Genomic DNA, 24,079 nt, shown 5'->3' with positions numbered 1-24,079 from the left:
CTGCAGGTATCGTATACGCCCCCCGGCCGCCGTGTGGAACCGTTTACACGTCCGTCATCTGCGCGCCGCCGGGGGCGTCGATCCGCTCGGGGGCGAGGCGGTGCCGCCCGAGGGGGAGCATCAGCGGGGTGCCCGAGGTCGGGTCGGTGATGATGCGGCTGTCGAGGCCGAACACGGCGAGCACCGTCTCCTCGGTGAGCACCGCGGCCGGGGTGCCGGAGGCGTGCACCGCGCCGTGCGCGATGGCCACGAGGTGGTCGGCGTAGCGGGCGGCCATGTTGAGGTCGTGCAGCACCATCACCACCGTCGTCCCGCGGGTGCGGTTGAGGTCGACGAGCAGGTCGAGCACCTCGATCTGGTGGCTGACGTCGAGGAAGGTGGTCGGCTCGTCCAGCAGCAGCACGTCGGTCTCCTGCGCGAGGGCCATCGCGATCCAGACGCGCTGGCGCTGCCCGCCGCTGAGCTCGTCGACGGAGCGGTCGGCCAGGGCGGCGGTGTCGGTCGCGTCGAGCGCGGTCGCGACGGCCTCGTCGTCGTGGGCGCTCCAGCGGCTCAGCATCCCCTGGTGCGGATGGCGGCCGCGGCCGACGAGATCCGCGACGGTGATGCCCTCCGGGGCGATCGGCGACTGCGGGAGGAGGCCGAGCGTGCGGGCGAGCTGCTTCGCCGGCGTCCGGTGCACGGCCCTGCCGTCGAGCAGCACGGCGCCGGAGCGGGGCGCGAGCAGGCGCGACATCGAGCGCAGGAGCGTCGACTTGCCGCAGGCGTTCGCTCCGACGATCGCGGCGATGCGGCCGGGCGGGACGACGAGGTCGAGGCCGTCGACGACGGTCCGGTCGCCGTAGCCGAGGGTGACCCCCTCGGCCGTCAGGGTGTGCGCGGTGGTCACAGTGAGCCTCCCGCTCTGTTGCTGCGGACGATGAGGTAGACGAGGTACGGCGCCCCGAGGACGCCGGTGACCACTCCGACCGGGTAGCGCAGGCCCAGCCCGAACTGCCCGACGAAGTCGGCGACGAGCACGAGCAGCGCGCCGACGAGGGCCGAGGGGATGAGGAGCGACGCGCCGGGCCCGATCAGGCGGGCGGCGATCGGGCCGGAGAGGAAGGCCACGAACGCGATCGGGCCGGCGGCGGCCGTCGCGAAGGCGATCAGCCCGACCGCGGCGACGATCACGACGAGGCGGGTGGCGTTCACGCGGATGCCGAGCGCGGAGGCGGTGTCGTCGCCGAGCTGCGTGGCGGAGAGGTCGCGCGAGCGCGAGAGCAGGACGGGGGTGAGGACGACGACCGCGGCGAGGACCGGCACGACCTCGCTCCAGCTCGCGCCGTTGAGGCTCCCGGTGAGCCAGCGGGACGCCTCCTGCAGGTCCCACGCGGCGGCCTGCGAGAGCACGTAGGCGGTGAGGGAGTCGAGCATCGCGGCGACCCCGATGCCGATCAGGATCAGCCGGGTGCCGGCGACTCCGCTGCGGTAGGACAGGGCGTAGACGAGCAGGGCGACCACGAGTCCCGCGACGATCGCGAGGGCCGAGACCTGCGCCGCCCCGAGCGAGAGCGTCACGATCGCGAAGGCCGCGGCGGCGCTCGCCCCGGCGCTGATCCCGATGATGTCGGGGCTGGCGAGCGGGTTGCGGAGCATGGTCTGGAAGCTCACTCCGCCGAGCCCGAAGCACAGGCCCACCAGCAGGGCGAGGACGGCGCGCGGGAGGCGGAGGCGCCCGACGGTGAAGCTTGCCCCGGGGACCTGCTCGCCGAGGATCACGCGCAGCACCTCGTCGGGCGAGTAGACGGTCTGGCCGACCAGCAGGGAGACGGCGAGGACGGCCGCGATCAGGACAGCGAGCACGGCGACGACGATCCGGCGGCGGGCCCCGCGGCGGCGGCGGCCGGCCGCGACGGCGCGGGCGGTGGCGGAGGGCGCCTCGAGCAGCGCGGTCACAGCTCGCGCACCTTCTGGCGGCGGACGATCGCGATGAACACCGGGGCGCCGACCAGCGCGGTGACGATGCCCACGTCGATCTCGCTCGGGCGCGCGACGACGCGGCCGACGATGTCGGCGGCGATCAGGAGCACGGCGCCGGTCACCGCCGAGAACGGCAGCAGCCAGCGGTGGTCCACGCCGACGAGGAGGCGGCAGGCGTGCGGGACGACCAGGCCGACGAAGCCGATGGGCCCCGTGACCGCGGTCGTCGCTCCGCAGAGCACGACCGCGCCCAGGGCGGCCCCGCCGCGCGCGAGGGCGACCCGCTCCCCCAGGCCCGCGGCGAGCTCGTCGCCGAGCGCGAGGGTGTTGAGGCTCTTGGCCGAGAGCACGCAGAGGACGAGGCCGGCCAGGAGGAAGGGGAGCACCTGCGCGATGCTCGCGGACGTGGCGCCGCCCACTCCGCCGATCTGCCAGGAGCGGATGCCGCCCGCGATGTCGGCGCGCGGCAGGACGATCGCGCTGATCACCGAGACCAGCGCGGCCGAGGTGGCGGCCCCGGCCAGGGCGAGTTTGAGCGGAGTCGCGCCGCCGCGCCCGAGCGACCCGACCGTGTAAACGAAGACCGCGGCGACCGCGGCCCCGCCGATCGCGACCCAGACGTAGGCGGCGGAGCTCGTCAGTCCGAAGAAGACGATGCCCGTCACGACCGCGAGCGAGGCTCCGGTGTTCACCCCGAGGATGCCGGGGTCGGCCAGCGGATTGCGGGTCACCCCCTGCATCAGCACGCCGGCGACGCCGAGGGCCGCGCCCGCGATCGCGGCGAGCACGGTGCGCGGGATGCGCTTGGCGACCGCGGCCAGCGCGAATCCGTCCGTGGACCCGCCGAACGCGGCGACCACGTCGCTCCACGCCACCTCCCGCGACCCCACCAGCACCGACACCACGGCGGCGGCGAGCAGCACGGCCACGGCCGCGAGCAGCCAGAGGGCGCGCAGCCGCCTCGGGCGGCGCACGGCGGCGACGCCCGAGGCGGCGGGAGGAGCGGCGAGGGTCACGCGGGTCGGATCCCGGCTCAGGCGGCCGGAGTGCTCTGCGCGGCCTTGGCGGCGGCCTCGTCGAGCAGGTCCAGGTAGTCGTGGAGGACCCACGAGATCGAGAGCGGCGTCGGGTTGGCGGCGGTGCCGAGCGGGGTGGAGGGCAGGCGCACGATGGCGTCGTCGGCGACCGCGGGGATCTGCGAGAGCAGCGGGTCGGCCTTGAGGGTGCTCACGAGCTCGTCGTCGCCGTAGGTGACGATCACGTCGACGTCGCTGAACGCGTCGGCCTGCTCGGCGCTCTGCGTGAGCGAGAACTTGTCGGTCGCGGCGGAGGCGGTGGCGATGCTGCCCGGGGTCGCCATGCCGAGGTCCTCGAAGAACGCGGGGCGGGTGTCGTGCGAGGTGTAGAAGCTGACCTGGCTGAGGTCCGTCGGGTCGACGTGGGTGAGGAACATCGCCGAGGTGCCGGCCAGCTGCGGGTGCGCGGCGACCTTCTCCTCGATCTCGCCCTCGAGCTCGGTGATCAGGGCGGCGCCCTCGTCGGCCCTGCCCATCGCCTCGCTGTTCAGCGTGATCATGTCGCGCCAGGAGGTGCCCCAGGCGGTCTCGGGGTAGGCGACGACGGGGGCGATCTCGCTCAGGGTGTCGTAGTCCTCCTGCGTGAGGCCGGAGTAGGCGGCGAGGATGACGTCCGGGTCGGTGTCCGAGACGGCCTCGAAGTCGATGCCGTCGGTCTCGTCGAAGAGGACGGGGGTCTCGGCGCCGAGCTCGTCGAGCTTCTCGCTCACCCAGGGGAGGAGTCCGTCGCCGTCGTCGTCGCCGAAGTTGGCGGCGGCCATGCCCACGGGGACCACGCCCAGCGCGAGCGGGACCTCGTGGTTGGCCCAGTTGACCGTCGCCACACGCTCGGGCGCCGACTCGATGGTGGTGGTGCCGAGAGCGTGCTCGATCGTGATCGGCGTGAAGCCGCTGTCGGCGGCGGCGTCGTCTCCGGCGGCCGAGCCGCTGCAGCCGGCGAGGCCGATCGTCAGCGCGGTGGCGGCGAGCAGGGCGAGGGGCGTGGTGGCGCGGGGCATGGGTCCCTTTCGAGAGGCTGTGCGGGAGGCGGCGCAGGGTCCGAGTGGACCGCCACTAAGGACAGCCTAACCAAAGAATGTGCGTGCTCTCAGCCCCGATTCCTCGCCTCCCGAGGTCGGAGGCGCCCCGAGGTGCCGCTCGCCGAGCCCGGAGACGGCCCTGCCACGGCCGCGGACGTCAGGCCGTCGCGAGCCTCTCGACGGTGCGCAGGTTCCGGGTCGTGGTGCTCGAGCGGTAGGCGGAGCGGGCGAGGATCCGCGCGACCGGAGTGTCCGTCGAGGAGCCGCGCGGGCAGCGCCAGTAGAGGACACCGGCACCCCGGGCGACGAGCTCGACCGCCGGATCCGGCTCGCCGATCGCGGCCTGCGCGGCGTCGAGCGCCTCCTCGTCCGAGCCGAAGACGACGTACGGATGCGCCTCCTCGTCGATCCGCGGGAACGGGTAGGCGGTGAGCACCGCGGCGAGCGCCTCCTGCGTCACGAGCACGATCCAGGCGTCGTAGCCGAACCGCTCGGCGAGCGCCGCCTCGAGCGCGGGCTTCAGCTCGGCGGCCGGGCGGTCGGAGTCGAAGGCCGCGTTGCCGCTCGCGAGGACCGTCCGCACCCGGTCCACGCCGATCCCGGCGACCGTCTCGGCGAGCTCGGCGCTGCGGACGGTGCGGCCGTTGACGTTCACTCCGCGGAGGAGGGCGAGGAACCGGGTCATGCGGCCGACGGTAGCGTGACGGCATGGCGCGCGGAAGCGGACGACGACGACCCCGGCGGACCCTCGAGGAGGAGATCCTGCGGGCGAGCGAGCGCGGACCCGGGGCGAGGACGCGGGCGGAGACCGTCCCTCCCTCCGGACGCCGGCTGGTGGCGCCGCCCGCCTCGGGCACCCTGCTCCACGTCGACGTGGACGCGCTGGTGGCGCTCGCCGCGCGGGAGGACCTGCTGATCGCGCTGGAGCGGCGGATCGGCGAGCACGCGGTGGCCGCGACTCCGGTGCTCTCGTGGTGGTCGGCGACTCCGTCGGTCCCGGGCGAGGAGGAGGAGCGCCGGCTCGACGCGCTCGTGCTGCGGACGGTGGAGCTCGGGGCGGGGCCGGCCGAGGACCTGGACTCGCGGCTGCGGGAGCTGGCGCACGTGGGCGGTCTGGACGAGCTGGGCGCCGCTCTGGCGCTGCTCGCGCGGGTCCCGGATCCGCCGGCGGCGTTCCAGGATCCGGACGGGTTCCTGCGCGTGACGGTCCCGGAGTCGCCGTTCGAGCGGCGGCTCGAGGTCCTCGCGGAGGCGCAGGGCCGGGCGGGCGAGCTGCTGGTGCTGCTGCGCGACTGCGCGTTCACCGCGACCCTGCCGCGGCGGCGCTCGGCGATCGCGGCGATGAGCGGGCGGATCCGGGCGGCCGCGGACCCGGGGCGCCTCGACTCCCGGCGGCTGGACGAGCTCGCGGAGGCGGTGGACGCGGCGCTCGAGAAGCGGTGGACCGTGCTCTGACGGCGGTCGGCGTTACGGGCGCGCCTGTCGCAGTGACCGTTCGCGCACCGGTTCAGCCCCCGCGCACTCCGGGTGAATAGGCTGGACGGATGCCTCTCACCGGTCTCGACCTCCGCCGCTTCCCCGCCGCCCTGAACGACGAGGGCGGTCCCGACGCCGCCACCGCCGCGTGGGCCACCGCGATCAACGCGGGCTTCCACGAGAAGGAGTTCACGCCGGAGAAGCTGCGGGACTGGGCCGAGCACATGGTCGCCGACCAGCGCGTGCTGACCGCGGTAGTCGACTCCTCCGCCCCCGAGGGACTCGACGGCGCGGGCGTGCCGGTCGGCACCTACGCGGCGTTCCCCGGGGCCCTGCAGGTCGGCGGCGGACGCGAGCTGCCGGCGCACCTGGTGTCGCAGGTGACCGTGCGGCCCACGCACCGGCGCCGCGGCATCCTGCGCGCGATGATCACCGAGGACCTGCGCCTGGCGAAGGAGGCCGGCACCCCGGTCGCCGCGCTCACGGCGAGCGAGGCCTCCATCTACCGCCGGTTCGGCTTCGGCCGCTCGGCCTTCACGCGCTCCATCCGCGTCGACACCGGGCCGCGCTTCGGCCTGCAGACCGAGCCCGCCGGCCGCGTCGAGGTGGTCGCGACGAGCTGGCTGCAGCCACGCATCCCCGCGGTGTTCGCCGCGTTCCAGGCGTCGACCCCCGGCTCGCTGACCCGCCAGTCGCGCTACGAGGCGAACTCCGTCGGCACCGCGTCCGGCGAGACCACGCCCGGCCTCGACGTCCGCTCGGCCGTCCACCTCGACGAGGAGGGGACGCTCGACGGCTTCGTGACCTACCGCGCGGTCGGGCCCGAGGACGACAAGACCCTCGAGATCGTCGACCTCGTCGCCCCCGGCGCCGACGCCTACCTCGCGCTCTGGGGCTACCTCGGCGCGGTCGACCTCGCCTCCGCGGTGACCTGGGACATGGCGCCGGTGGACGATCCGCTGACCTGGGCGCTCCGCGACGCGCGCGTGGTGCAGGTGAGCCACGTGGGCGACCTGATCTGGCTGCGGATCCTCGACGTCGCCGCCGCGTTCTCGGCCCGGCCGTGGACCGCTGACGGCTCGGTCGTGGTCGAGGTGGCCGACGGGCTCGGGCTCGCCGACGGCCGCTACCGCCTCACCGCCTCGGGCGGCTCCGCCACCGTGGAGCGCACCGGGGACGAGGCCGAGCTCGCGCTGGACGTGGCCGACCTGGGCTCGCTGCTGCTGGGCTCGGTGCGGCCGTCGATCCTGGCGAAGGCCGGGCTGGCGCGCGTCACGGGCGAGGCGGGGCGGATGGACCGCCTGTTCGCGCCGATCGCGACGCCGTACTGCATCTCGTTCTTCTAAGAGGCACCGCCCGCTCGGCTGCAGCGCCCGGCCGGCGGCAGCGCGCGGCCGGCGGTGTCCGGCTCCCGCGCCGCCGCCGTCCCGCGCACCTCAGCCGCCGCGGACTGCCAGCCGCCTCCGGGCGTCCGCGCATCCCGCGTCGGTCATGCTGGAGGACCCGTCCCCGACACCGGCAGGAGTTCCGCGTGGGTGCATCCGTGATCGTCGACGTCATCGTCGTGCTGAGCCTCATCGGCGCGCTCGTCGACGGTCTGCGGCGCGGCCTGCTCCGGACCCTCGGCGGTCTCGCCGGGATCGTCGCGGGCGCGATCGGCGCCTCGTTCGCCGTGCCCGCCGTCTCGTCGTGGACGGCCGGCAGCGAGTGGCGCCTGCTCGCCGTGATCGGCACCGCCGTGCTGCTGCTGGGCGTCGGCTATGCGATCGGAGCGACGCTCGGCGCGGTCATCGGCCGCGGAGCCGACCGCGTGAAGCTCGGCCTGCTCGACCGGCTCGCCGGCGGCGTCGCCGGCGTCGCGATCTCCGGCCTGGTCTGGATCGCCGTCACCTCGGCCGTCTCCCTCCTCGGCGTCCCCCTCGTCACGACCTCGGTCGCCGGATCGACGGTCATCCGCACGATCGACGACCTCACCCCCTCCCCCGTCCGCGCCTTCCTCGCCCAACTGCAGTCGACCGTGGTCGACGAGGGCACGTCCTGGGTCGTCGAGGCGCTCGACGCTCCCACCCAGGCGCCCGCGATCCCGGACGTCTCGACCGACGACCCGGAGGTCGCCGCCGCCACCCGCTCGGTCGTGCGCGTCTCCGGCACGGCCTGGGCCTGCGACGTCGGAGTGACGGGCAGCGGCTTCGTCGTCTCGGACGACCGCGTGATCACCAACGCGCACGTGGTCGGCGGAGTCTCGCAGCCGGTCGTCGAGGCGCCGGGCGAGGCCCCGCGCACCGGCCGCGTCGTCTACCTGGACCCGGCCGCCGACCTCGCCGTGATCGCCGTCGACGGGCTCGACGCCTCTCCGCTCCCGCTCGACGACGCCGTCGCCGCCGGGGACGACGCCGTGGTCGCGGGCTACCCCTTCGGCGGCCCGCTGACCCTCGGCTCGGCCGAGATCTCCTCCGACGCCACGGTCTCGCTGATGGTCGACGGAGCACCGACCTCACGGGAGGTGCTGACCCTCGCCGCCGTCGTCAACCAGGGCAACTCGGGCGGCCCGCTGCTCTCTCTCGAGGGCACCGTGTCGGGCGTCGTCTTCGGCAAGGCCGCCTCCGTCGACAACGTCGGCTACGCCATCCCGCTCTCGGTCCTCACTCCCGTGGTCGAGCAGGCCGCCTCGCTGACGGATGCCGTCGATCCGGGGGCCTGCCGCTCGAAGTGAGCGGTCACGGCAGCGGTCCGTCGACCAGCACGAGGGTGAGGTCGTCGAGCCGCACCGTCTCGGGCCGCGCCGACTCGAGGTAGGCGGACACGCGCGGATCGACGGGGAAGCGCGCCGACCGCTCGATCGCGATGGCGACGATCCCGGCTGACGACGGATCGGTCGTCACCCGGTCGCCGAGGTAGGGCACGTAGACGCCCGAGGACATGCCCTGTGCGAGGACCAGGCCGCCGTCGAGGCCGCGCTCGCGCAGCACGTCGGCCACCCGCGCGATCCCGGTCGGCCGCTCCTGGGCGATCCCCGCCGAGGTGGCGATCGCGATCACGAGGGAGCCACCAGCACCGCGCCGACGCCGCGGGCGAGGGGTGCGGGCAGCACGATCCCGCCGCGCAGCGCCTCCGCGATGCCGATGCCCGCCAGCGCGCAGAGGAGCCACGCCCACGCCGCGTAGTAGTGCGGCAGCGCGACCGAGCTGATCGCCAGGTGGAACACGAGGAGGAGCAGCGTCGCGGCGCCCAGGTAGAGCACCAGCGCGCGGCGCCGCGGAGCGAGCAGGGCCAGCAGGGTCCCGAGGAGCAGCACGGCGAGCGCCGCCGGCCCGATGCCGACGACCATGAACCAGAGGTTCGCCCACCACGGAGGGAAGACTTACGCGGTCCCGGCGACCTCGATCAGGTGGCCGTCGGCGTTGTGCTCGGACTGGAACTCGAGCAGGTACCGGATCGCCTCGACCGGGTGCACCGGCAGGTAGGCGAGCACCCCGGTGACGACGAACGCGACGGAGAGGGCGAGGCCGCCCCGCAGAGCCCGGGCCCTGCTCCCCGACCAGAGCAGCGGCAGCAGGAGCACGGGCGCGAGGACCGCGGTGGTCAGCTTCGAGGTGACCGACAGCGCCAGCAGCGCACCGGCCAGCGCGATCAGCCAGCCGCTCCGCCTGCCCGGGGAGGCGTGCGACCAGGTCCACGCCGCCGCCATCGCCGCGACGGCGAAGAGCACCATGAACGGCTCCAGGAGCGCGAGGCGGTCGATCCGGGTGCCGGCGCCCACGGCGGTGCGCGGGAGGAGGAGGAACAGGCCGGCCGGGACGAGCGCGAGCGTCGGGCCGAGCTCGCGCCGGAACCAGAGCCAGAGCACCACCCCGGTGAGGAACGCGGCCGCGCCGGCGGCGATCCTGCCCGCGAGCAGCCCCTCGCCGAGCAGCACCTGCGCGAGCCCGATCAGGTACTTCGCCGTCGGCGGATGCTCGAGGTTCGCGCTCACGTCGCCGTGCAGGTAGTCCCAGCCCGCGGCGAGGTACACGGGCTCGTCCGACGAGATGTTCGCCGCTCCGAGGTTCCCGAAGCACTGGTAGAGCCCCCACAGCACGGTCCCGATCAGAGCCGCCCGCTTCACCCGCCCGATCCTAGGCGCCGGTGCCCGCACCGCTCCACCGGAGGGCCCGGACCCCGGCGACCGCGGCGGGTAGGATCGACGCGCATCCCGTCCCCCTCCCCTGGAGCCTCCAGCACATGGCAGACAGCCGCACCGCCGTTCCCGACACCACTGCGAACGCGGAGGCGACGCCCGAGCGGGAGCAGCCCTACGCGGCCCTCGGACTCAAGCCCGACGAGTACGCGAGCATCCGCGAGATCCTCGGCCGCCGCCCCACGAGCGGCGAGCTCGCGATGTACTCGGTGATGTGGAGCGAGCACTGCTCCTACAAGTCGTCGAAGATGTACCTCCGCCAGTTCGGGCAGAAGGTCTCCCCCGCCATGAAGAAGAACCTCATGGTCGGCATGGGCGAGAACGCCGGAGTGGTCGACGTCGGCGAGGGCTGGGCCGTCACCTTCAAGATCGAGAGCCACAACCACCCGAGCTACATCGAGCCCTTCCAGGGTGCGGCGACGGGGGTCGGCGGCATCGTCCGCGACATCATCTCGATGGGCGCCCGGCCGGTCGCGGTCATGGACGCGCTGCGCTTCGGGGCGATCGACGACCCCGACACCGCGCGCGTGGTCCACGGCGTCGTGGCCGGCATCTCCTTCTACGGCAACTGCCTCGGCCTGCCGAACATCGGCGGCGAGACCTACTTCGACTCGGTCTACCAGGGCAACCCGCTCGTCAACGCGCTGGCCGTCGGCGTCCTCCGCCACGAGGACCTGCACCTCGCGAACGCCCGCGGCGTCGGCAACAAGGTCGTGCTGTTCGGGGCGCGCACCGGAGGCGACGGCATCGGCGGCGCGTCGATCCTCGCCTCCGACACCTTCGCCGACGGCGGACCGACCAAGCGCCCCGCGGTGCAGGTCGGCGACCCGTTCGCCGAGAAGGTGCTCATCGAGTGCTGCCTCGAGCTGTTCCGCAAGGACCTCGTCGAGGGCATCCAGGACCTGGGCGCCGCGGGCATCTCGTGCGCCACCTCGGAGCTGGCCTCCAACGGCGACGGCGGCATGTTCATCGAGCTCGACTCGGTGCTGCTGCGCGACCCCTCGCTCACGGCGGAGGAGATCCTCATGTCGGAGTCGCAGGAGCGGATGATGGCCGTCGTCACGCCCGAGAAGCTCGACGCGTTCCTCGAGGTCGTCGGCAAGTGGGACGTCGAGACCAGCGTGCTCGGCGAGGTCACCGACTCCGGCCGCCTCATCATCAACTGGCACGGCGAGGAGATCGTCAACGTCGACCCGCGCACCGTCGCGGTCGACGGCCCGGTCTACGAGCGCCCGATCGAGTACCCCTCCTGGCTCGACGCGCTGCAGGCCGACTCCTCCTCCCGCCTGCCCCGCTCGACCGGCGGCGACGCGCTGCGCGCCGAGACCCTGGCGCTGCTGGGCTCGGCGAACCTCGCCGACAAGAGCTGGATCACCTCGCAGTACGACCGCTACGTGCTCGGCAACACCGCGCTCAGCTACCCCGACGACGGCGGCATGGTCCGCGTCGACGAGGAGTCGGGCCTCGGCTTCGCAGTCGCGACCGACGCGAACGGGCGCTGGTGCCAGCTCGACCCGGCGCAGGGCGCCCGCCTGGCGCTGGCCGAGGCGTTCCGCAACGTCGCCGTCACCGGAGCGACCCCAGTCGCCGTCTCGGACTGCCTCAACTTCGGCAGCCCCGAGAACCCCGAGGTGATGTGGCAGTTCCGCGAGGCCGTGGGCGCGCTCGCCGACGCCTGCCTCGAGCTCGAGATCCCCGTCACCGGCGGCAACGTCTCGTTCTACAACCAGACCGGCGACGTGCCGATCTTCCCGACCCCCGTCGTCGGCGTCCTCGGCGTTATCGACGACGTCGCGCGCCGCATCCCCTCCGGCTGGCAGGACGAGGGCGACAACCTCTACCTCCTCGGCACCACCCGCGACGAGCTCGACGGCTCCGCCTGGGCCGGCACCATCCACGACCACCTCGGCGGGCTGCCCCCGCAGCTCGACCTGGCCGCCGAGCGCGCGCTGGCCGAGCTGATCTCGGCGGGCGCGAAGGAGTCGCTCATCGCCTCCGCCCACGACCTCGCCGACGGCGGGCTCGTGGTGGCGCTGGCCGAGTCCGCGCTGCGCTTCGGCGTCGGCGCGCGCATCTGGCTCGACGAGCTGATGGAGCGCGACGGCGTCGACGCGACGGCCGCGCTGTTCTCGGAGTCGACCGGCCGTGTGCTCGTGTCGGTGCCGCGCGAGGACGACGTGAAGTTCCGCGGGCTCTGCGAGGGCCGGGGCTACCCGGTGCTGCGCATCGGCGTGACCGACGCGGCGACCCCCGCGGTCGAGGTGCAGGGTCTCTTCACGCTGCCGCTGGACGAGCTGCGCTCGGTGAACGGCGCCGTGCTGCCGCGCCACTTCGGCTGAGCCTCCGGGCGATCCGAGTCCGCAGGAGTCGCGGTGGTCGAGCTGGACCACCGCGACTTCTGCGGTACCGGCTCCGCTCCGGAGTTCCGTGATTACGGAATGTTTGCAATAGTGGAGGCATGACCTCCTCCCGAGACCTCGCCGGCGAGGTCGACGAGCTCCGAGCGCGGCTGGACCGCCTCGAGCGCGCCGACACCCCCGCCGCGCCCGCCGCCGACGATCCGCTCTGGGCCCTGACCGCTCTCCGCGAGCGCGTGCCCTCTCCCGGCGGAGTCGTCTTCGCCGGCTCGGTCGCCACTCCGGCCGGCCCCGTCGAGTGGCAGTACGGCCTCAGCACCGACGCGTTCTTCGAGCGCGACTGGGGAGCGAGCCCCGGGCCGACCGCGCTCGCCGCGCTGGGCAGCCCCGTGCGCCTGCGGTTCCTGCAGGCGGTGGCCGGCGGAGTCGAGACCGTCGCGCAGCTCGCCGAGAGCGAGGGCGCGGGTACCACCGGGCAGATCTACCACCACGTCAACCAGCTGGTCGCCGCCGGCTGGCTGGAGGCGCGCGGCCGCGGCCGCTACGGCGTCCCGCCGGAGCGCCTCGTCCCCCTGCTCGTGATCCTGCTCGCCTCCGGAGGACCCCGATGACCCGCCGCCGCCTCGCCCTCGCCGCCGCCTCCGCCGCGGCCGTCGTCCTGCTCGGCGGAGTGCTGCTCCGTCCCTCCGCTCCGACCCTCTCGACCGAGGCGACGGGCGACGCCGAGATCGCCGGGTGGCTCCGGACCGACGTCGGAGACGGGGCGCGGAACCACCTCGTCGCGGCCGTGATCACGCCCGACGGCGTGCGCTACGGCGGACTCGGAGCCGACGAGCGGACCGAGGTCGAGATCGGATCGGTCACGAAGACGATGACCGCGCTCCTCCTCGCCCGGAGCGCCTCCGAGGGGACGGTCGGGCTCGAGGACCCCGCCGCGGAGCACGCCGACGTCGGCGGCTTCACCGGGACGCTCGAGGAGCTGGCGACCCACCGCTCCGGCCTGCCGCGACTCCCCACCGGTATCGGCGACCTCGCCTCGACGCTCGTCGCCCAGCTGCGCGGCACGGACCCCTACGCGGGCTGGTCGGCCGACGACGTCCTCCGGCAGGCAGCCGAGGCGGACCAGGGCGAGCACGTGCACGCCTACTCGAACCTCGGTGCCGCGGTACTGGGCCAGACGCTCGCCCGCGCCGAGGGCCGCGACTACGCCGGCCTCCTCCGCGAGCGCGTCCTCGCTCCGCTCGGGATGTCCGCGACCTCCGTCCCGGAGACCGCGGACGCCCTCCCCGCCGACGCGCCGACCGGCTTCTCGGCGAGCGGGCGGTCCGTCGACGCGTGGACGATGGCGGGCTACGCGCCGGCGGGCGGCGTCCGCTCCACGGCGGCGGACATGGCCCGCTACGCGCAGGCCCTCCTCACCGACGACCCCGCGCTGGGCGTGCCCGCGGCGAGCGTCCTGGATCCCCGATTCGACGCCGACGGGGCGCGGATCGGCCTCGGCTGGTTCACCTCGGAGTCGGAGGACGGCGGATCCGTGACCTGGCATAACGGAGGGACCTCCGGCTACTCGACGATGCTCGCGATGGACCGGGAGCGCGGCCTAGCCGTGTTCGTCAACGGGGACACGGCGAGCTCGGTCGACGAGCTCGGTCTGCGCCTGCTGCAGCGCGCCGGGGAGGAGTCGTGATGATCGCCTCGATCCTCGTCCTGCTCGTCGTCGCGTTCACCGTCGGCCGCTTCGCCCTGGGGAGCATCCCCCGGCGCCGGGCGGCCGGGTTCCTCGACCGCGACCGCGTCCGGACGCTCGCCCGCGGCGTCGAGGCCGTCGCCGTGCTGCTGCTCGGGCGGGCGCTCGTCGACTGGTCGGCGCTGACGCTGCTCCCCTGGGCCGTGCTGGTGGCTCTCACCGCGGCCGGGGCGGCCGGCGCCGTGCTGCGCTGGGACGGGCTGCCGTGGTTCGAGGACCCGGCGCGCCGCCGCTCGCGGACGACCGGGCTCGCGGCGACCGTCGCCGTGTCGGCGGTCCTGATCGGCGTCCTGGGCTGAGCGCCGCGCACGTGCCGTCGGATCCGCGCCTTCCGCGGTGGTCGCGTGCTGCTGCGAGGCGGGAGGAGTGGCGGCGGGCGCGGGCGGGAGCGGCGTCAGCCGGTCTGCGCGGGGAGGTCGTCGGGCTCGGCGTTGTCGAGGACGCGGCCGTTCTGGTCGCCGACGCTCAGGACGGTCGTCGGGCGGAGGTTGAGGGTGTCGCCGCCGTAGAGGCTGTCGATGTCGACGCCGTCGCGGCGCACCGAGTTCAGCGCGGAGAGGTAGTCGGAGCTGATGCAGAACCGGTCCGCGATCCGCTCGCTGATGTCGCCCGCTGCCACCAGGTAGGAGGCCGGGGCGCCGTCGGAGGCGGTGCTCGCCGTCCCGGTCGCGCCGACGCGGGTGCCGCGGTCGCGCACGCGCTCGAGGTCGACGCCGTCGAGCGTCCCCTCGTCGAGCGCCTGGACGACGCACTCGCCCGAGACGTCCTCGACGGGTGCGGGAGTGGTCGAGACGCTCGGCACCGGCCGCGGCGTGGACTCGGCTCCGGCGGCGGGCGGTGCGGTCGAGGCGGTCGAGGCGGTCGGCTCGGCGGGTGCGGCGGCGGGGCTCGTCGCCTCCGCCGTGCAGCCGGCGAGCAGGACCACGGCGGAGAGGGCGATCACGAGGCGCTGCGTCGTCCGGACCATTCCGCGACTCTAACCCGGCACCCGGGCGGCCGGGCGCCACCGCGCCCAGCGGGCTGCGGGCGATCCGGTCGAGGCCGCTGGACCCGGCCGACGCGCAGGCCCGACCGAGGCGGGGCTCGGGCGGCCCCTGGACGGCGCGCCCCCGATTGACCTCCCCCGTCGATCGCACCCATGCCGAGCGCCTGTTGGACACGCGGCCCGAACCGGAGTCGACTGGGACCATGCAGTACACGCACCTCGGTCGCACCGGCCTGTCCGTCTCCCGCACCGTCCTCGGCACCATGAACTTCGGCATGCAGACCGAGGAGTCCGACTCGTTCGCGATCATGGACCGCGCGCACGAGCTCGGCGTCAACTTCTTCGACACCGCCAACGTGTACGGAGGCGAGGCCGGCCGCGGCGCCACCGAGGAGATCGTGGGCCGCTGGTTCGCGCAGGGCGGCGAGCGCCGCGAGCGCACCGTCCTCGCGACCAAGGTCTTCGGCGACATGGGCGAGTTCGCCGCTCCCGGAGCCGAGCGCGGCCGCGACTCCTGGCCCAACGGCGGCCGTCTCTCGGCGCTCACCCTGCGCCGCGCGCTCGACGAGAGCCTCCGCCGCCTGCAGACGGACCACATCGACCTCTACCAGTTCCACCACGTCGACCGGACGACGCCCTGGGACGAGATCTGGCAGGCGATGGAGGTCGCCGTCCAGCAGGGCAAGGTCCTCTACGTCGGCTCCAGCAACTTCGCCGGCTGGCACCTCGCCCAGGCGCAGGAGGCGGCGCGCGCCCGCCACTTCACCGGCCTCGCCTCCGAGCAGTCGATCTACAACCTGCTCGTCCGCGACGTCGAGCGCGAGGTCCTGCCCGCCGCGCTGCACTACGGGCTCGGCGTCATCCCCTGGTCGCCGCTGCAGGGCGGACTGCTGGGCGGCGTGCTCGAGAAGACCGCGGAGGGCGGGCGCCGCTCCTCCGAGCGCACCCTCGCCGCGATCGAGGAGCACCGTCCCGCGCTCGAGCAGTGGGAGGCGTTCGCCCGCGAGCGCGGCGAGGCGCCCGGCGAGCTGGCGCTGGCGTGGCTCCTCCACCAGCCCGCCGTCACCGGTCCGATCACCGGGCCGCGAACGCTCGAGCAGCTCGAGAGCGCCGTCGCCGCCGTCGACATCACCCTCGACTCGGAGGCCCTCGCGCGCCTCGACGAGATCTTCCCCGGCCACCGGACCGCCCCCGAGGACTACGCCTGGTGACCACCCACCCCACTGCGAAGGAGCATTCATGAAGCAGCGCACTCTCGGCGACGTCCAGGTCGGCGCGATCGGACTCGGCGGCATGCCGATGTCGATCGAGGGCCGCCCGGACCGCGAGCGCTCGATCGCCACGATCCACGCCGCCCTCGACGCCGGCGTGACCCTGATCGACACGGCCGACGCCTACCACCTCGCCACCCAGGACGACCTCGGCCACAACGAGCTGCTGATCGCGGAGGCGCTGCGCAGCTACGGCGGCGACACCTCCGCCGTGCTCGTCGCCACCAAGGGCGGCCACCTGCGGCGCGAGCCCGGCCCCTGGGACCAGGACGGCCGCCCCGAGTACCTCAAGGAGGCGGCTCGCGCGTCCGCGAAGCGCCTCGGCGTCGACGCGATCGGCCTCTACCAGTACCACCGGCCCGACCCGGCGGTCCCCTACGCCGACTCGATCGGAGCGCTGGCCGAGCTGCTCGATGAGGGCGTCGTCCTCCGCGCGGGAATCTCGAACGCCGACCCGGACCAGATCCGCGAGGCGCACGGCATCCTCGGCGAGCGCCTGGTCTCGGTGCAGAACCAGTTCTCGCCGTCGTTCCGCTCCAGCGAGCCGGAGCTCGAGCTCTGCGCCGAGCTGGGACTTGCGTTCCTGCCGTGGAGCCCGCTCGGCGGCATCTCCTCGGCGGGCGAGCTCGGCTCGCGCTACTCCGCGTTCGCGGCGGTCGCCGAGGCCCGCGGCGTGACGCCGCAGGTCGTCTGCCTCGCCTGGGAGCTGGCGAAGGCCCCGGTCGTGCTGCCGATCCCGGGCGCCTCCCGCCCCGAGAGCATCCGCGACTCCGCCACGGCGGCCGACCTGGAGCTCACGCCCGAGGAGCTGGCCTCGCTCGACTGAGCCCGTTCATCACGGAGGAGGGATCCGGTCGAGGCACCGGTCCGACGCGGATCGCGGGATCTCGGCGCTGATCCCTCCTCCGTTGCGAGCGCGATCCGACTCAGACCGCGTCCTGCAGCGGCTGCGGGAGGGCCGAGACGAACGCGCGGGCCGCGGCGCTCGGCCGTTCCGGCACCGCCACCATCGTCCGCCACACCAGGAGCGGATCGGCGAGCGCCACCGCCCGCAGCCCGGCCGGGCGCTTCTCGGCGAAGTGCGCCGGCACGACCGCGATCCCCATGCCGTACTCGACCAGGTCGAGCAGCGTGTGCACGTCGTTCACCTCGAGCTCGACCTCGAACGCGAGGCCGTGCGCCGCGAACGCCCGCGCCGCGAGGTGACTCGCCGCCCAGTGCTCCTGCAGCCCCACGATCGTCTCGCCCGCCAGGTCCGGGATGCGGCAGCCGACGCGGCTCGCGAGCGGGTGACCCGGGCGCACGAGCACCGCGAAGCCCTCGCTCGCCAGCGGCATCGTCCGCACGCCGCCCGGCACGGCTCCGATGTCGGCGACCAGCGCCAGGTCGAGGCGGCCGGCGGCGACGGAGTCGAGCAGCGTGCCGGACCCCTCGTGGATCAGCCGGAGCGCGACTCCCGGGTGCTGCTCGCGGAAGGTCGCGAGCTCGCGCGGCAGGTGCACGCCGCCGAGGCACTCCTCCGTGCCGACCGCGAGGCTCCCGCGGAGCACCCCCTGCACGGCGAGAACCGCGTCGCGGGCGGCGAGCGCGCTGGCGACCGAGCGCTCCGACTCCGCGAGCATCGCCCGGCCGGCCGGCGTCAGCTCGACCCGGCGCGTGCTGCGGGTGAAGAGGGGGCTGCCCAGCTCGCTCTCGAGCGCGCGGATCGACGCCGAGAGGCCCGACTGCGAGATCTGCAGGGCGCTCGCGGCGCGGGTGAAGTGCTGCTCCTTCGCGACGGCGAGGAAGTGTTCGAGCTGTCGCAGTTCCATGGGTCCATCCTCGTCGCGCGGGCGGAGGAGCGGGGACCGGACCCGGCACTCCCCAGCGGCCGCTCGGCCGCCGGGTGCGGAGCCGGCCGGCGCATACGGCGGCGGCCGCGAGAGCCGGCCCGGCTCAGGCGTCGGCGGACGAGATCGCGAGGACGATCGCCGTCAGCGTCGCCCGCAGGCGCTCGAGCGACGCGGGCTCCGACTCGTCCTCGAGGATCGACTGCTTGACCGCGTCGTCGTAGCCCGCCACCAGCAGGCGCACGGCGGTCGTGGGCTCGAGGGAGAAGTCGCGGCGCACCTGGCGCAGCGCCCCGTGCACGATCTGCACGAGCGAGGCGTCGAAGCCGGCGCGGAAGTCGCGGTACTGCGGAGCGATCCGCGGGTCGCGCAGCGCGAGCAGCTCGAACTCCGACTCGACCACGCACCAGCGGCGGTTGTCGGTGGCAGGACCCTGGAGGAAGTCGAGGATGACCACGGCCAGCGTCTCGGCCGTCAGCGGCTCGTCGGCCGAGACGACGCGCGGGATCGTACGGTCCATCTGCTCGACGAGGGCGGTCACCCGGGCGCCGTTCTCCCGCTCCATGAGCGCGAAGAACAGCTCCTCCTTGGTGGAGAAGTTGGAGTAGAAGGCGCCGCGCGAGAACCCGGCGCGCTCGCAGATCTGCTCGACGGACGCGCTGTGCACGCCGGTCTCGGCGAAGACGTCGTAGGCCGCGTCGAGCAGGCGCTCGCGGGTGCGGCCTCGGCGGGAGGTCTCGGGAGGGGTGGAGTCGATCGCCGTCATCACCAGCCTCCTGCCCGCCCCGTCAACACCTTCGACGCCGTTCACCTTATCCGATACATTCACGTATCGAATACGGTCCTGTATCGGATACGCTCGTGTATCGGAGCCCGGCTCCGCCCTGGTACAGAGACGTATCGCCACCCTCCCCACCCATCGTCAGGAGACCGCGTGTCGTCGCTGCTCTACCGTCTCGGTCGTCGCGTGTACCGCGCCCACCGCCTCGTCGCCGTCCTGTGGCTGCTGATCGTGGTGGCGGGCGGAGGAGGAGCGCTGCTGCTCAACCAGGGCACCGACAACACGTTCTCCATCCCGGGCACGCAGTCGCAGACCGCCCTCGACCAGCTCGAGCGCACCTTCCCCCAGGTCAGCGGCACGTCCGCGCGGTACGTGGTCGTCGCGCCCGACGGAGGCAGCGTCCAGGACGCCGACGTGAAGGGCCCCGTCAGCGACGCGGTCGCCGCGCTCGGCGACGTCGACGAGGTCGCGGCCGTCACGGACCCCTACTCCGACAGCGTGTCCGGCACGATCTCCGACGCTGGGAACGCCCTCGTCATCACCGCGCAGATGGACGGCTCCGCCACCACCACGAGCCCCGAGAGCCGCGACGCGCTGAAGGCCGAGGCGACGACCCTCCAGGACGCGCTGCCCGCCGGCTCCGTGGTCTCGCTCGGCGGCGATCTCTTCGCCCAGAACCTCCCCGGCGTGACCATCACGGAGGCGATCGGCCTCGTGGTCGCCCTCGTCGTCCTCGTGCTCACCTTCGGCTCGTTCCTGGCCGCCGGCATGCCGCTGGTCACCGCGCTGCTCGGCGTCGCCCTCTCGATGTCGGCCATCTTCATCGCCACCCGCTTCGCCTCGATCTCCTCGACCACGCCGCTCCTGGCGCTGATGCTGGGCCTGGCGGTCGGCATCGACTACGCCCTCTTCATCATCAGCCGCCACCAGGACCAGCTGAAGCAGGGCATGGACCCGGAGGAGTCGACCGCGCGGGCGACCGCGACCGCGGGCTCCGCCGTCGTCTTCGCGGGCCTGACCGTGATCATCGCGCTCGTCGGCCTCTCGGTCGCGGGCATCCCGTTCCTCACCACGATGGGCGTCGCAGCGGCGGGCGGAGTCGCGATCGCCGTGGTCATCGCGCTCACCCTGACCCCCGCCCTCCTCGGCTTCGCCGGCGCGCGGCTGCGCCCGAAGGAGCGCCGCGCGAAGAAGAAGGCCGCGAAGGCCGCCGCCGCCGCGGGCACCCACGTCGACACCGAGGCGCACGAGGAGGCGGCGACCGCCTCCCCCGGCGGCCACGTGCACGCCGAGGTCCCGCGCGGGTTCTTCCGCGGCTGGGTCCGGGTCGTCACGCGCTTCCCGATCGTGACGATCATCGCGGTGATCGGCGTGCTCGGCGTCGCGAGCATCCCGGCGCTCAGCCTCCGCCTCGCCCTGCCGGACGCCGGCTACCAGGCCGAGGGCACTCCCGCGCGCACCACCTACGACCTGCTCGCCGAGAACTTCGGCGCCGGCTACAACGGCCCGCTCATCGTCACCGGCACGATCATCGGCTCGACCGATCCGCTCGGCCTGATGGACGACCTCAAGGGCGAGATCGAGAAGCTCGACGGAGTCGCCTCGGTGCCGCTCGCGACGCCCAACGAGACCGCCGACACCGGCATCATCCAGGTCATTCCCGAGGGCGGCCCCGACTCCGAGGCCACCAAGGCGCTGGTCGCCGAGATCCGCGACAAGCACGACTACTTCCAGCAGGAGTACGGCGTCGACCTCGCGGTGACCGGCCAGACCGCGGTCGGGATCGACATCTCGGACACGCTCGCCAAGGCCCTCCTGCCGTTCGGCCTGCTCGTCGTGGGCCTGTCGCTGGTGCTGCTGACGATGGTGTTCCGCTCGCTCTGGGTGCCGATCAAGGCGACGCTGGGCTACCTGCTGTCGGTCGGCGCGTCCTTCGGCGCCGTGGCGGCGGTGTTCGAGTGGGGATGGTTCTCGGACGCTCTGCACGTCGACAAGACGGGCCCGATCATCAGCTTCATGCCGATCATCCTGATGGGCGTGCTCTTCGGCCTCGCGATGGACTACGAGGTGTTCCTGGTCTCGCGGATGCGCGAGGACTACGTGCACGGGAGGCCGGCGCGCGCCGCTGTCGAGTCGGGCTTCGTCGGCTCGGCCAAGGTGGTCACGGCCGCCGCGGTCATCATGTTCTCGGTCTTCGCCGCCTTCGTGCCGGAGGGGGACACCAACATCAAGCCGATCGCGCTCGGGCTCGCCGTGGGCGTCTTCGTCGACGCGTTCATCGTGCGGATGACGCTGGTGCCCGCCGTGCTGCACCTGCTCGGCGACCGCGCCTGGCACATGCCGCGCTGGCTCGACCGCGTCCTGCCGTCCTTCGACGTCGAGGGCGAGGGCCTCACGAAGGAGCTCGCGCTGGTCGACTGGCCGGAGCCCGGATCCACCGACGTGATCGCGGCCGAGGACCTCCGCCTCGACGGACCCGACGGTCCCGTCTACAGCGGCGTCTCGCTGCGGGTCGCTCCCGGCTCCTCCCTCGTGGTCCACGGGCCGCACCGCTCCGGCCGCACCGCGCTGCTGCTGAGCATCGCCGGCCGGCTCGCCCCCGACTCCGGGCGCCTGAAGGTCGCGGGCCTTGTCGTGCCGATCCGCTCCGCCGCCGTGCGCGGGCGGGTCGGGCTGGTGCGCCTCGCCGGAGCCGCCGACCCCGTCGCCGACGTCCGGTCGGCCCTGGAGTCGGCCCCGCCGATCCTGGTACTCGACGACCTCGACACGGTCACCGACCCGCAGCTGCGCGGCGCGATCCGGGCCGAGCTCGACGCCGCCCGCGCCGCCGACGACGCGTTCACCGTGGTCGCCTCCTCCGTCGACGCCGAGGCGCTCGACGACCTCCTCCCCTCCGACCGCGGCGTGCTCGCGGTCTCGCCCGCGGCCGAGCGCCGCGCGATCGCAAAGGTCCTCTGACAGATGGCTCTCCTCTCCCTCGAACGCCCCCGCGGCGTCAAGAAGGTGTCCTGGCTGACCCTTCTCGGGATCGTCCTGGTCCCCCTCGTCATCGGCGGCCTCCTGGTGTGGGCGCTCTGGAACCCGACCGAGCGCCTCGACACGATCACGGCCGCCGTGGTCAACGAGGACACCCCGGTCGAGATCAACGGGCAGACCGTGCCGCTCGGGCGCCAGCTCGCGGCCGGCCTGGTGACGGGCGGCACCGACTCCGCGAGCTCGGACGCCCCCTCCTCCACCCCCTCGGCGAGCGCGACGCCGTCCGCGAGCACGACCCCGGTGCCCAACGTCTCCGGCTCGGACTCGACGGGCAACTTCACCTGGGTCCTCACGGACAAGGACGACGCCGCCAAGGGCCTCGCCGACGGCAGCTACGCGACCGTCGTGACGATCCCCTCCTCCTTCTCCGCCGCCGCCACCTCGTACTCCGGCGACGCCGCGGAGGCGACGAAGGCGACCATCGACATCGCCACCAGCGAGAAGGCCAAGCTCGTCGACGACGCCATCTCGGCCACCGTGACCAGCACCGCCACCTCGCTGCTCAACACGCAGCTGACCACGGCCTACCTCGAGAACGTCTACGTCGGCTTCAACACCCTCAACGAGCAGATCGGCCAGGCGGCCGAGGGCGCGGGCACGCTCGCCGACGGCGCCGACCAGCTCGGCACCGGCGCCTCGACCCTCGCCGACGGCACGAGCAGCCTCGCCGACGGGATCGACGAGCTCGCCACCGGCGCCTCCTCGCTCTCGGACGGCGTCGGGCAGATCGGCACCGGAGCCTCGTCCCTCGCCGACGGCGTGGGGCAGCTGGGCACCGGGGCCTCCGACCTCTCCGGCGGAGTCGCGCAGCTGGCCACCGGTGCGCGCGGCCTCTCCGGCGGAGTGGGACAGCTCGCGACGGGCGCCCGCGACTCGGCGACCGGGGCGACCGCGCTGCAGGGCGGCGCCTCCGACCTGGCCGACGGGCTCGACCAGCTGAGGGAGGGAGTGGTGAGGACCGGCGACGGGACCCAGCAGGTCGCCGCACTCAGCGCCGGCGCCGCCGCCGCCACCGCGGGGACCTTCGAGGCGCTCAGCGCCGCCCTCGAGGGCTGCGAGACGACGCAGTGCCTCGCCGCGCGCGCCGTCATCGCCTCGGCCGACGGACCCACCGGCGCGACCACCCTCGCCACGACGACCGCGGGAGCCGTCGCCGGGATCGACGCGGGCATCCGCCTCGGCGGCGACGGGCAGCCCTCGCTGATCGACGCGGTCGGGCAGTCCGCCACCGGCGCGCGCACTCTCTCGGGGGGCATCGGACAGCTGTCCGGCGGCCTGACGCAGCTCGCCGACGGCGCGGACGACGCCGCGGGCGGAGCGTCCCAGCTCGCCGACGGCCTCGACACCACGGCGGCCGGGTCGGCGCAGCTCGCGACCGGCGCCACCGCCGCCGCGGCCGGCGCCCGCGACCTCGCGACCGGCGCGACCACCGCCGCGGGCGGCGCCGCCGACCTCGCCACGGGAGCCTCCTCCGCCGCCGACGGAGCCGACCAGCTCGCCGACGGCGCGAGCGGGGTCTCGGACGGCGCCGTGCAGCTCGCCGACGGCACCCGCACGCTCGCGACCGGCCTCGACGCCGCGGTCGCGCAGCTCCCGACCTACACCGAGTCGGAGTCGACGAACCTCGCCGACGTCGTCTCGGACCCGGTCGAGAACGCGAGCAGCGCGACCGACCTGTTCGGAGCCTCCAGCGTCCCGTTCTTCGCGACGATCGCCCTCTGGCTCGGCGCCCTCGCGACGTTCCTGGTGCTCGCCGCGTTCTCGCACCGCGCGCTCTCCTCGACCCGATCCTCCGCGGCGCTCGCCCTCTCCTCCTACGTGCCGGCGCTCGTGATCGGCGTGGTGCAGGGACTCGCGGTCGCGATCGTGATGAGCGGGGTCGCGGGCCTGGAGCCGGGCCGCTGGGTCGGCTTCGCCCTCCTGGCGATGCTCACCGGCGCCTCGTTCGCCGCGGTGAACCAGGGGCTGGTCGCCCTGCTCGGAGGGATCGGCCGCTTCCTCGCGATGGTCGCGGCGGTGATCGCGCTCGGCGCGGGCATCATCTCGACGGTCCCCGGGCTGTTCGACGACGTGCTCGGGTTCCTGCCGCTCTCGGCGGCGCAGAACGCGCTGTCCGGAGTGGTCGAGGGCACCGACGGCACGGCCGGCGCCGTCGTCGGCCTGGTGATCTGGCTGCTGTTCGGCCTGCTGCTCACCGTCGCCGCGATCGCCCGCCGCCGGGTCGTCTCGGTCCGCGCCCTGCACCGCACCGCGGAGGCGTAGGCCGCGCCTCGCGCCACTCCTCCCCCGAACCGGGGACGGGTGGCGCGAGGATCGCGCCACCGCCCCGCCTCTCCGGGCGACCGGCCCCGGCCGGGGCTAGC

The 24,079-nt window shown here is 74.1% G+C and carries 22 protein-coding genes; 11 read left to right on the top strand and 11 right to left on the bottom strand.

The window, feature by feature from the left end; translation table 11 throughout:
• Positions 1–43 precede the first annotated feature (43 nt).
• From C5C36_RS08705 to C5C36_RS08685, 5 genes are all read right to left on the bottom strand, one after another.
• A complete protein-coding gene (locus C5C36_RS08705) occupies positions 44–889 on the bottom strand; it encodes an ABC transporter ATP-binding protein (RefSeq protein WP_104309588.1) in 846 nt (281 codons plus the stop codon).
• A complete protein-coding gene (locus C5C36_RS08700) occupies positions 886–1,938 on the bottom strand; it encodes an iron ABC transporter permease (RefSeq protein WP_258060555.1) in 1,053 nt (350 codons plus the stop codon). Before C5C36_RS08700 ends, C5C36_RS08705 begins: the two co-directional genes overlap by 4 nt.
• Entirely contained in the window at positions 1,935–2,978 is a 1,044-nt protein-coding gene (locus tag C5C36_RS08695; protein WP_104309587.1) for an iron ABC transporter permease, read from the bottom strand. The genes C5C36_RS08700 and C5C36_RS08695 overlap by 4 nt, the downstream gene beginning before the upstream one ends.
• A gap of 17 nt (positions 2,979–2,995) precedes the next feature.
• On the bottom strand, positions 2,996–4,036 hold the full coding sequence (locus C5C36_RS08690; RefSeq protein WP_104309586.1) for an iron-siderophore ABC transporter substrate-binding protein: 1,041 nt from the start codon (positions 4,034–4,036) through the stop codon (positions 2,996–2,998).
• Between the two features lie 178 nt (positions 4,037–4,214).
• Positions 4,215–4,742, bottom strand: coding sequence for a DUF1697 domain-containing protein (locus C5C36_RS08685; RefSeq protein WP_104250654.1), 528 nt, complete (start codon positions 4,740–4,742; stop codon positions 4,215–4,217).
• A gap of 23 nt (positions 4,743–4,765) precedes the next feature.
• Here C5C36_RS08685 and C5C36_RS08680 point away from each other — a divergent pair, with 23 nt between their 5' ends.
• The 3 genes from C5C36_RS08680 (at position 4,766) to C5C36_RS08670 (ending at position 8,246) form a co-directional block, all read left to right on the top strand.
• A complete protein-coding gene (locus C5C36_RS08680; RefSeq protein WP_104309585.1) occupies positions 4,766–5,512 on the top strand; it encodes a DUF2254 family protein in 747 nt (248 codons plus the stop codon).
• An 89-nt stretch (positions 5,513–5,601) separates the two neighbouring features.
• Complete coding sequence (locus C5C36_RS08675; RefSeq protein WP_104222746.1) at positions 5,602–6,879, top strand: GNAT family N-acetyltransferase; 1,278 nt, start codon at positions 5,602–5,604, stop codon at positions 6,877–6,879.
• Between the two features lie 185 nt (positions 6,880–7,064).
• Positions 7,065–8,246: a MarP family serine protease gene (locus C5C36_RS08670; RefSeq protein WP_244230541.1), complete on the top strand. Its 1,182-nt coding sequence runs from the start codon at positions 7,065–7,067 to the stop codon at positions 8,244–8,246.
• A 4-nt stretch (positions 8,247–8,250) separates the two neighbouring features.
• Here C5C36_RS08670 and C5C36_RS08665 read toward each other — a convergent pair whose 3' ends face one another.
• Genes C5C36_RS08665 through C5C36_RS08655 form a run of 3 tightly spaced genes read right to left on the bottom strand, consistent with a single transcriptional unit; the run spans position 8,251 to position 9,638 of the window.
• Positions 8,251–8,571: a hypothetical protein gene (locus tag C5C36_RS08665; protein ID WP_104309584.1), complete on the bottom strand. Its 321-nt coding sequence runs from the start codon at positions 8,569–8,571 to the stop codon at positions 8,251–8,253.
• A complete protein-coding gene (locus tag C5C36_RS08660; RefSeq protein ID WP_104309583.1) occupies positions 8,568–8,861 on the bottom strand; it encodes a hypothetical protein in 294 nt (97 codons plus the stop codon). Before C5C36_RS08660 ends, C5C36_RS08665 begins: the two co-directional genes overlap by 4 nt.
• 33 nt (positions 8,862–8,894) lie before the next feature.
• On the bottom strand, positions 8,895–9,638 hold the full coding sequence (locus C5C36_RS08655) for a glycosyltransferase family 39 protein (RefSeq protein WP_181133795.1): 744 nt from the start codon (positions 9,636–9,638) through the stop codon (positions 8,895–8,897).
• 116 nt (positions 9,639–9,754) lie between these two features.
• Between C5C36_RS08655 and purL the strand changes: the two genes are divergently transcribed.
• The 4 genes from purL (at position 9,755) to C5C36_RS08635 (ending at position 14,113) form a co-directional block, all read left to right on the top strand.
• Entirely contained in the window at positions 9,755–12,049 is a 2,295-nt protein-coding gene (gene purL, locus C5C36_RS08650) for a phosphoribosylformylglycinamidine synthase subunit PurL (protein WP_104234263.1), read from the top strand.
• A gap of 119 nt (positions 12,050–12,168) precedes the next feature.
• Positions 12,169–12,678, top strand: a complete 510-nt coding sequence (locus C5C36_RS08645; protein WP_104309581.1) for a winged helix-turn-helix domain-containing protein — start codon at positions 12,169–12,171, stop codon at positions 12,676–12,678.
• Positions 12,675–13,754: a serine hydrolase gene (locus tag C5C36_RS08640; RefSeq protein ID WP_104309580.1), complete on the top strand. Its 1,080-nt coding sequence runs from the start codon at positions 12,675–12,677 to the stop codon at positions 13,752–13,754. The genes C5C36_RS08645 and C5C36_RS08640 overlap by 4 nt, the downstream gene beginning before the upstream one ends.
• On the top strand, positions 13,754–14,113 hold the full coding sequence (locus C5C36_RS08635; protein WP_104234265.1) for a hypothetical protein: 360 nt from the start codon (positions 13,754–13,756) through the stop codon (positions 14,111–14,113). The genes C5C36_RS08640 and C5C36_RS08635 overlap by 1 nt, the downstream gene beginning before the upstream one ends.
• 95 nt (positions 14,114–14,208) lie before the next feature.
• On the opposite strand, the gene C5C36_RS08630 is transcribed toward C5C36_RS08635, so the two are convergent.
• The gene (locus C5C36_RS08630; RefSeq protein ID WP_104247469.1) at positions 14,209–14,781 is read right to left on the bottom strand and encodes a hypothetical protein; all 573 of its coding nucleotides are present in this window, start codon (positions 14,779–14,781) and stop codon (positions 14,209–14,211) included.
• Positions 14,782–15,002: 221 nt separating this feature from the next.
• Here C5C36_RS08630 and C5C36_RS08625 point away from each other — a divergent pair, with 221 nt between their 5' ends.
• On the top strand, positions 15,003–16,010 hold the full coding sequence (locus C5C36_RS08625; protein ID WP_104309579.1) for an aldo/keto reductase: 1,008 nt from the start codon (positions 15,003–15,005) through the stop codon (positions 16,008–16,010).
• A 28-nt stretch (positions 16,011–16,038) separates the two neighbouring features.
• Positions 16,039–16,896 (top strand): aldo/keto reductase, encoded by an 858-nt coding sequence (locus tag C5C36_RS08620; RefSeq protein WP_104234268.1) that lies wholly within the window; start codon positions 16,039–16,041, stop codon positions 16,894–16,896.
• A gap of 100 nt (positions 16,897–16,996) precedes the next feature.
• On the opposite strand, the gene C5C36_RS08615 is transcribed toward C5C36_RS08620, so the two are convergent.
• Together C5C36_RS08615 and C5C36_RS08610 are read right to left on the bottom strand one after the other, a co-directional pair.
• Complete coding sequence (locus tag C5C36_RS08615) at positions 16,997–17,881, bottom strand: LysR family transcriptional regulator (RefSeq protein ID WP_104222755.1); 885 nt, start codon at positions 17,879–17,881, stop codon at positions 16,997–16,999.
• 124 nt (positions 17,882–18,005) lie between these two features.
• A complete protein-coding gene (locus C5C36_RS08610) occupies positions 18,006–18,665 on the bottom strand; it encodes a TetR/AcrR family transcriptional regulator (RefSeq protein WP_104309578.1) in 660 nt (219 codons plus the stop codon).
• Positions 18,666–18,833: 168 nt separating this feature from the next.
• On the opposite strand from C5C36_RS08610, the gene C5C36_RS08605 reads away from it, so the two are divergent.
• Positions 18,834–21,638, top strand: coding sequence for an MMPL family transporter (locus C5C36_RS08605; protein ID WP_104309577.1), 2,805 nt, complete (start codon positions 18,834–18,836; stop codon positions 21,636–21,638).
• Between the two features lie 3 nt (positions 21,639–21,641).
• Entirely contained in the window at positions 21,642–23,978 is a 2,337-nt protein-coding gene (locus tag C5C36_RS08600; RefSeq protein WP_104288364.1) for a YhgE/Pip domain-containing protein, read from the top strand.
• The last annotated feature ends 101 nt before the right edge of the window (positions 23,979–24,079 follow it).

This window comes from Rathayibacter sp. AY1G1, assembly GCF_002932095.1.
In the GTDB taxonomy this organism is placed as follows: Bacteria; Actinomycetota; Actinomycetes; order Actinomycetales; family Microbacteriaceae; genus Rathayibacter.
This window is presented reverse-complemented; position numbering and strand designations above follow the sequence as displayed.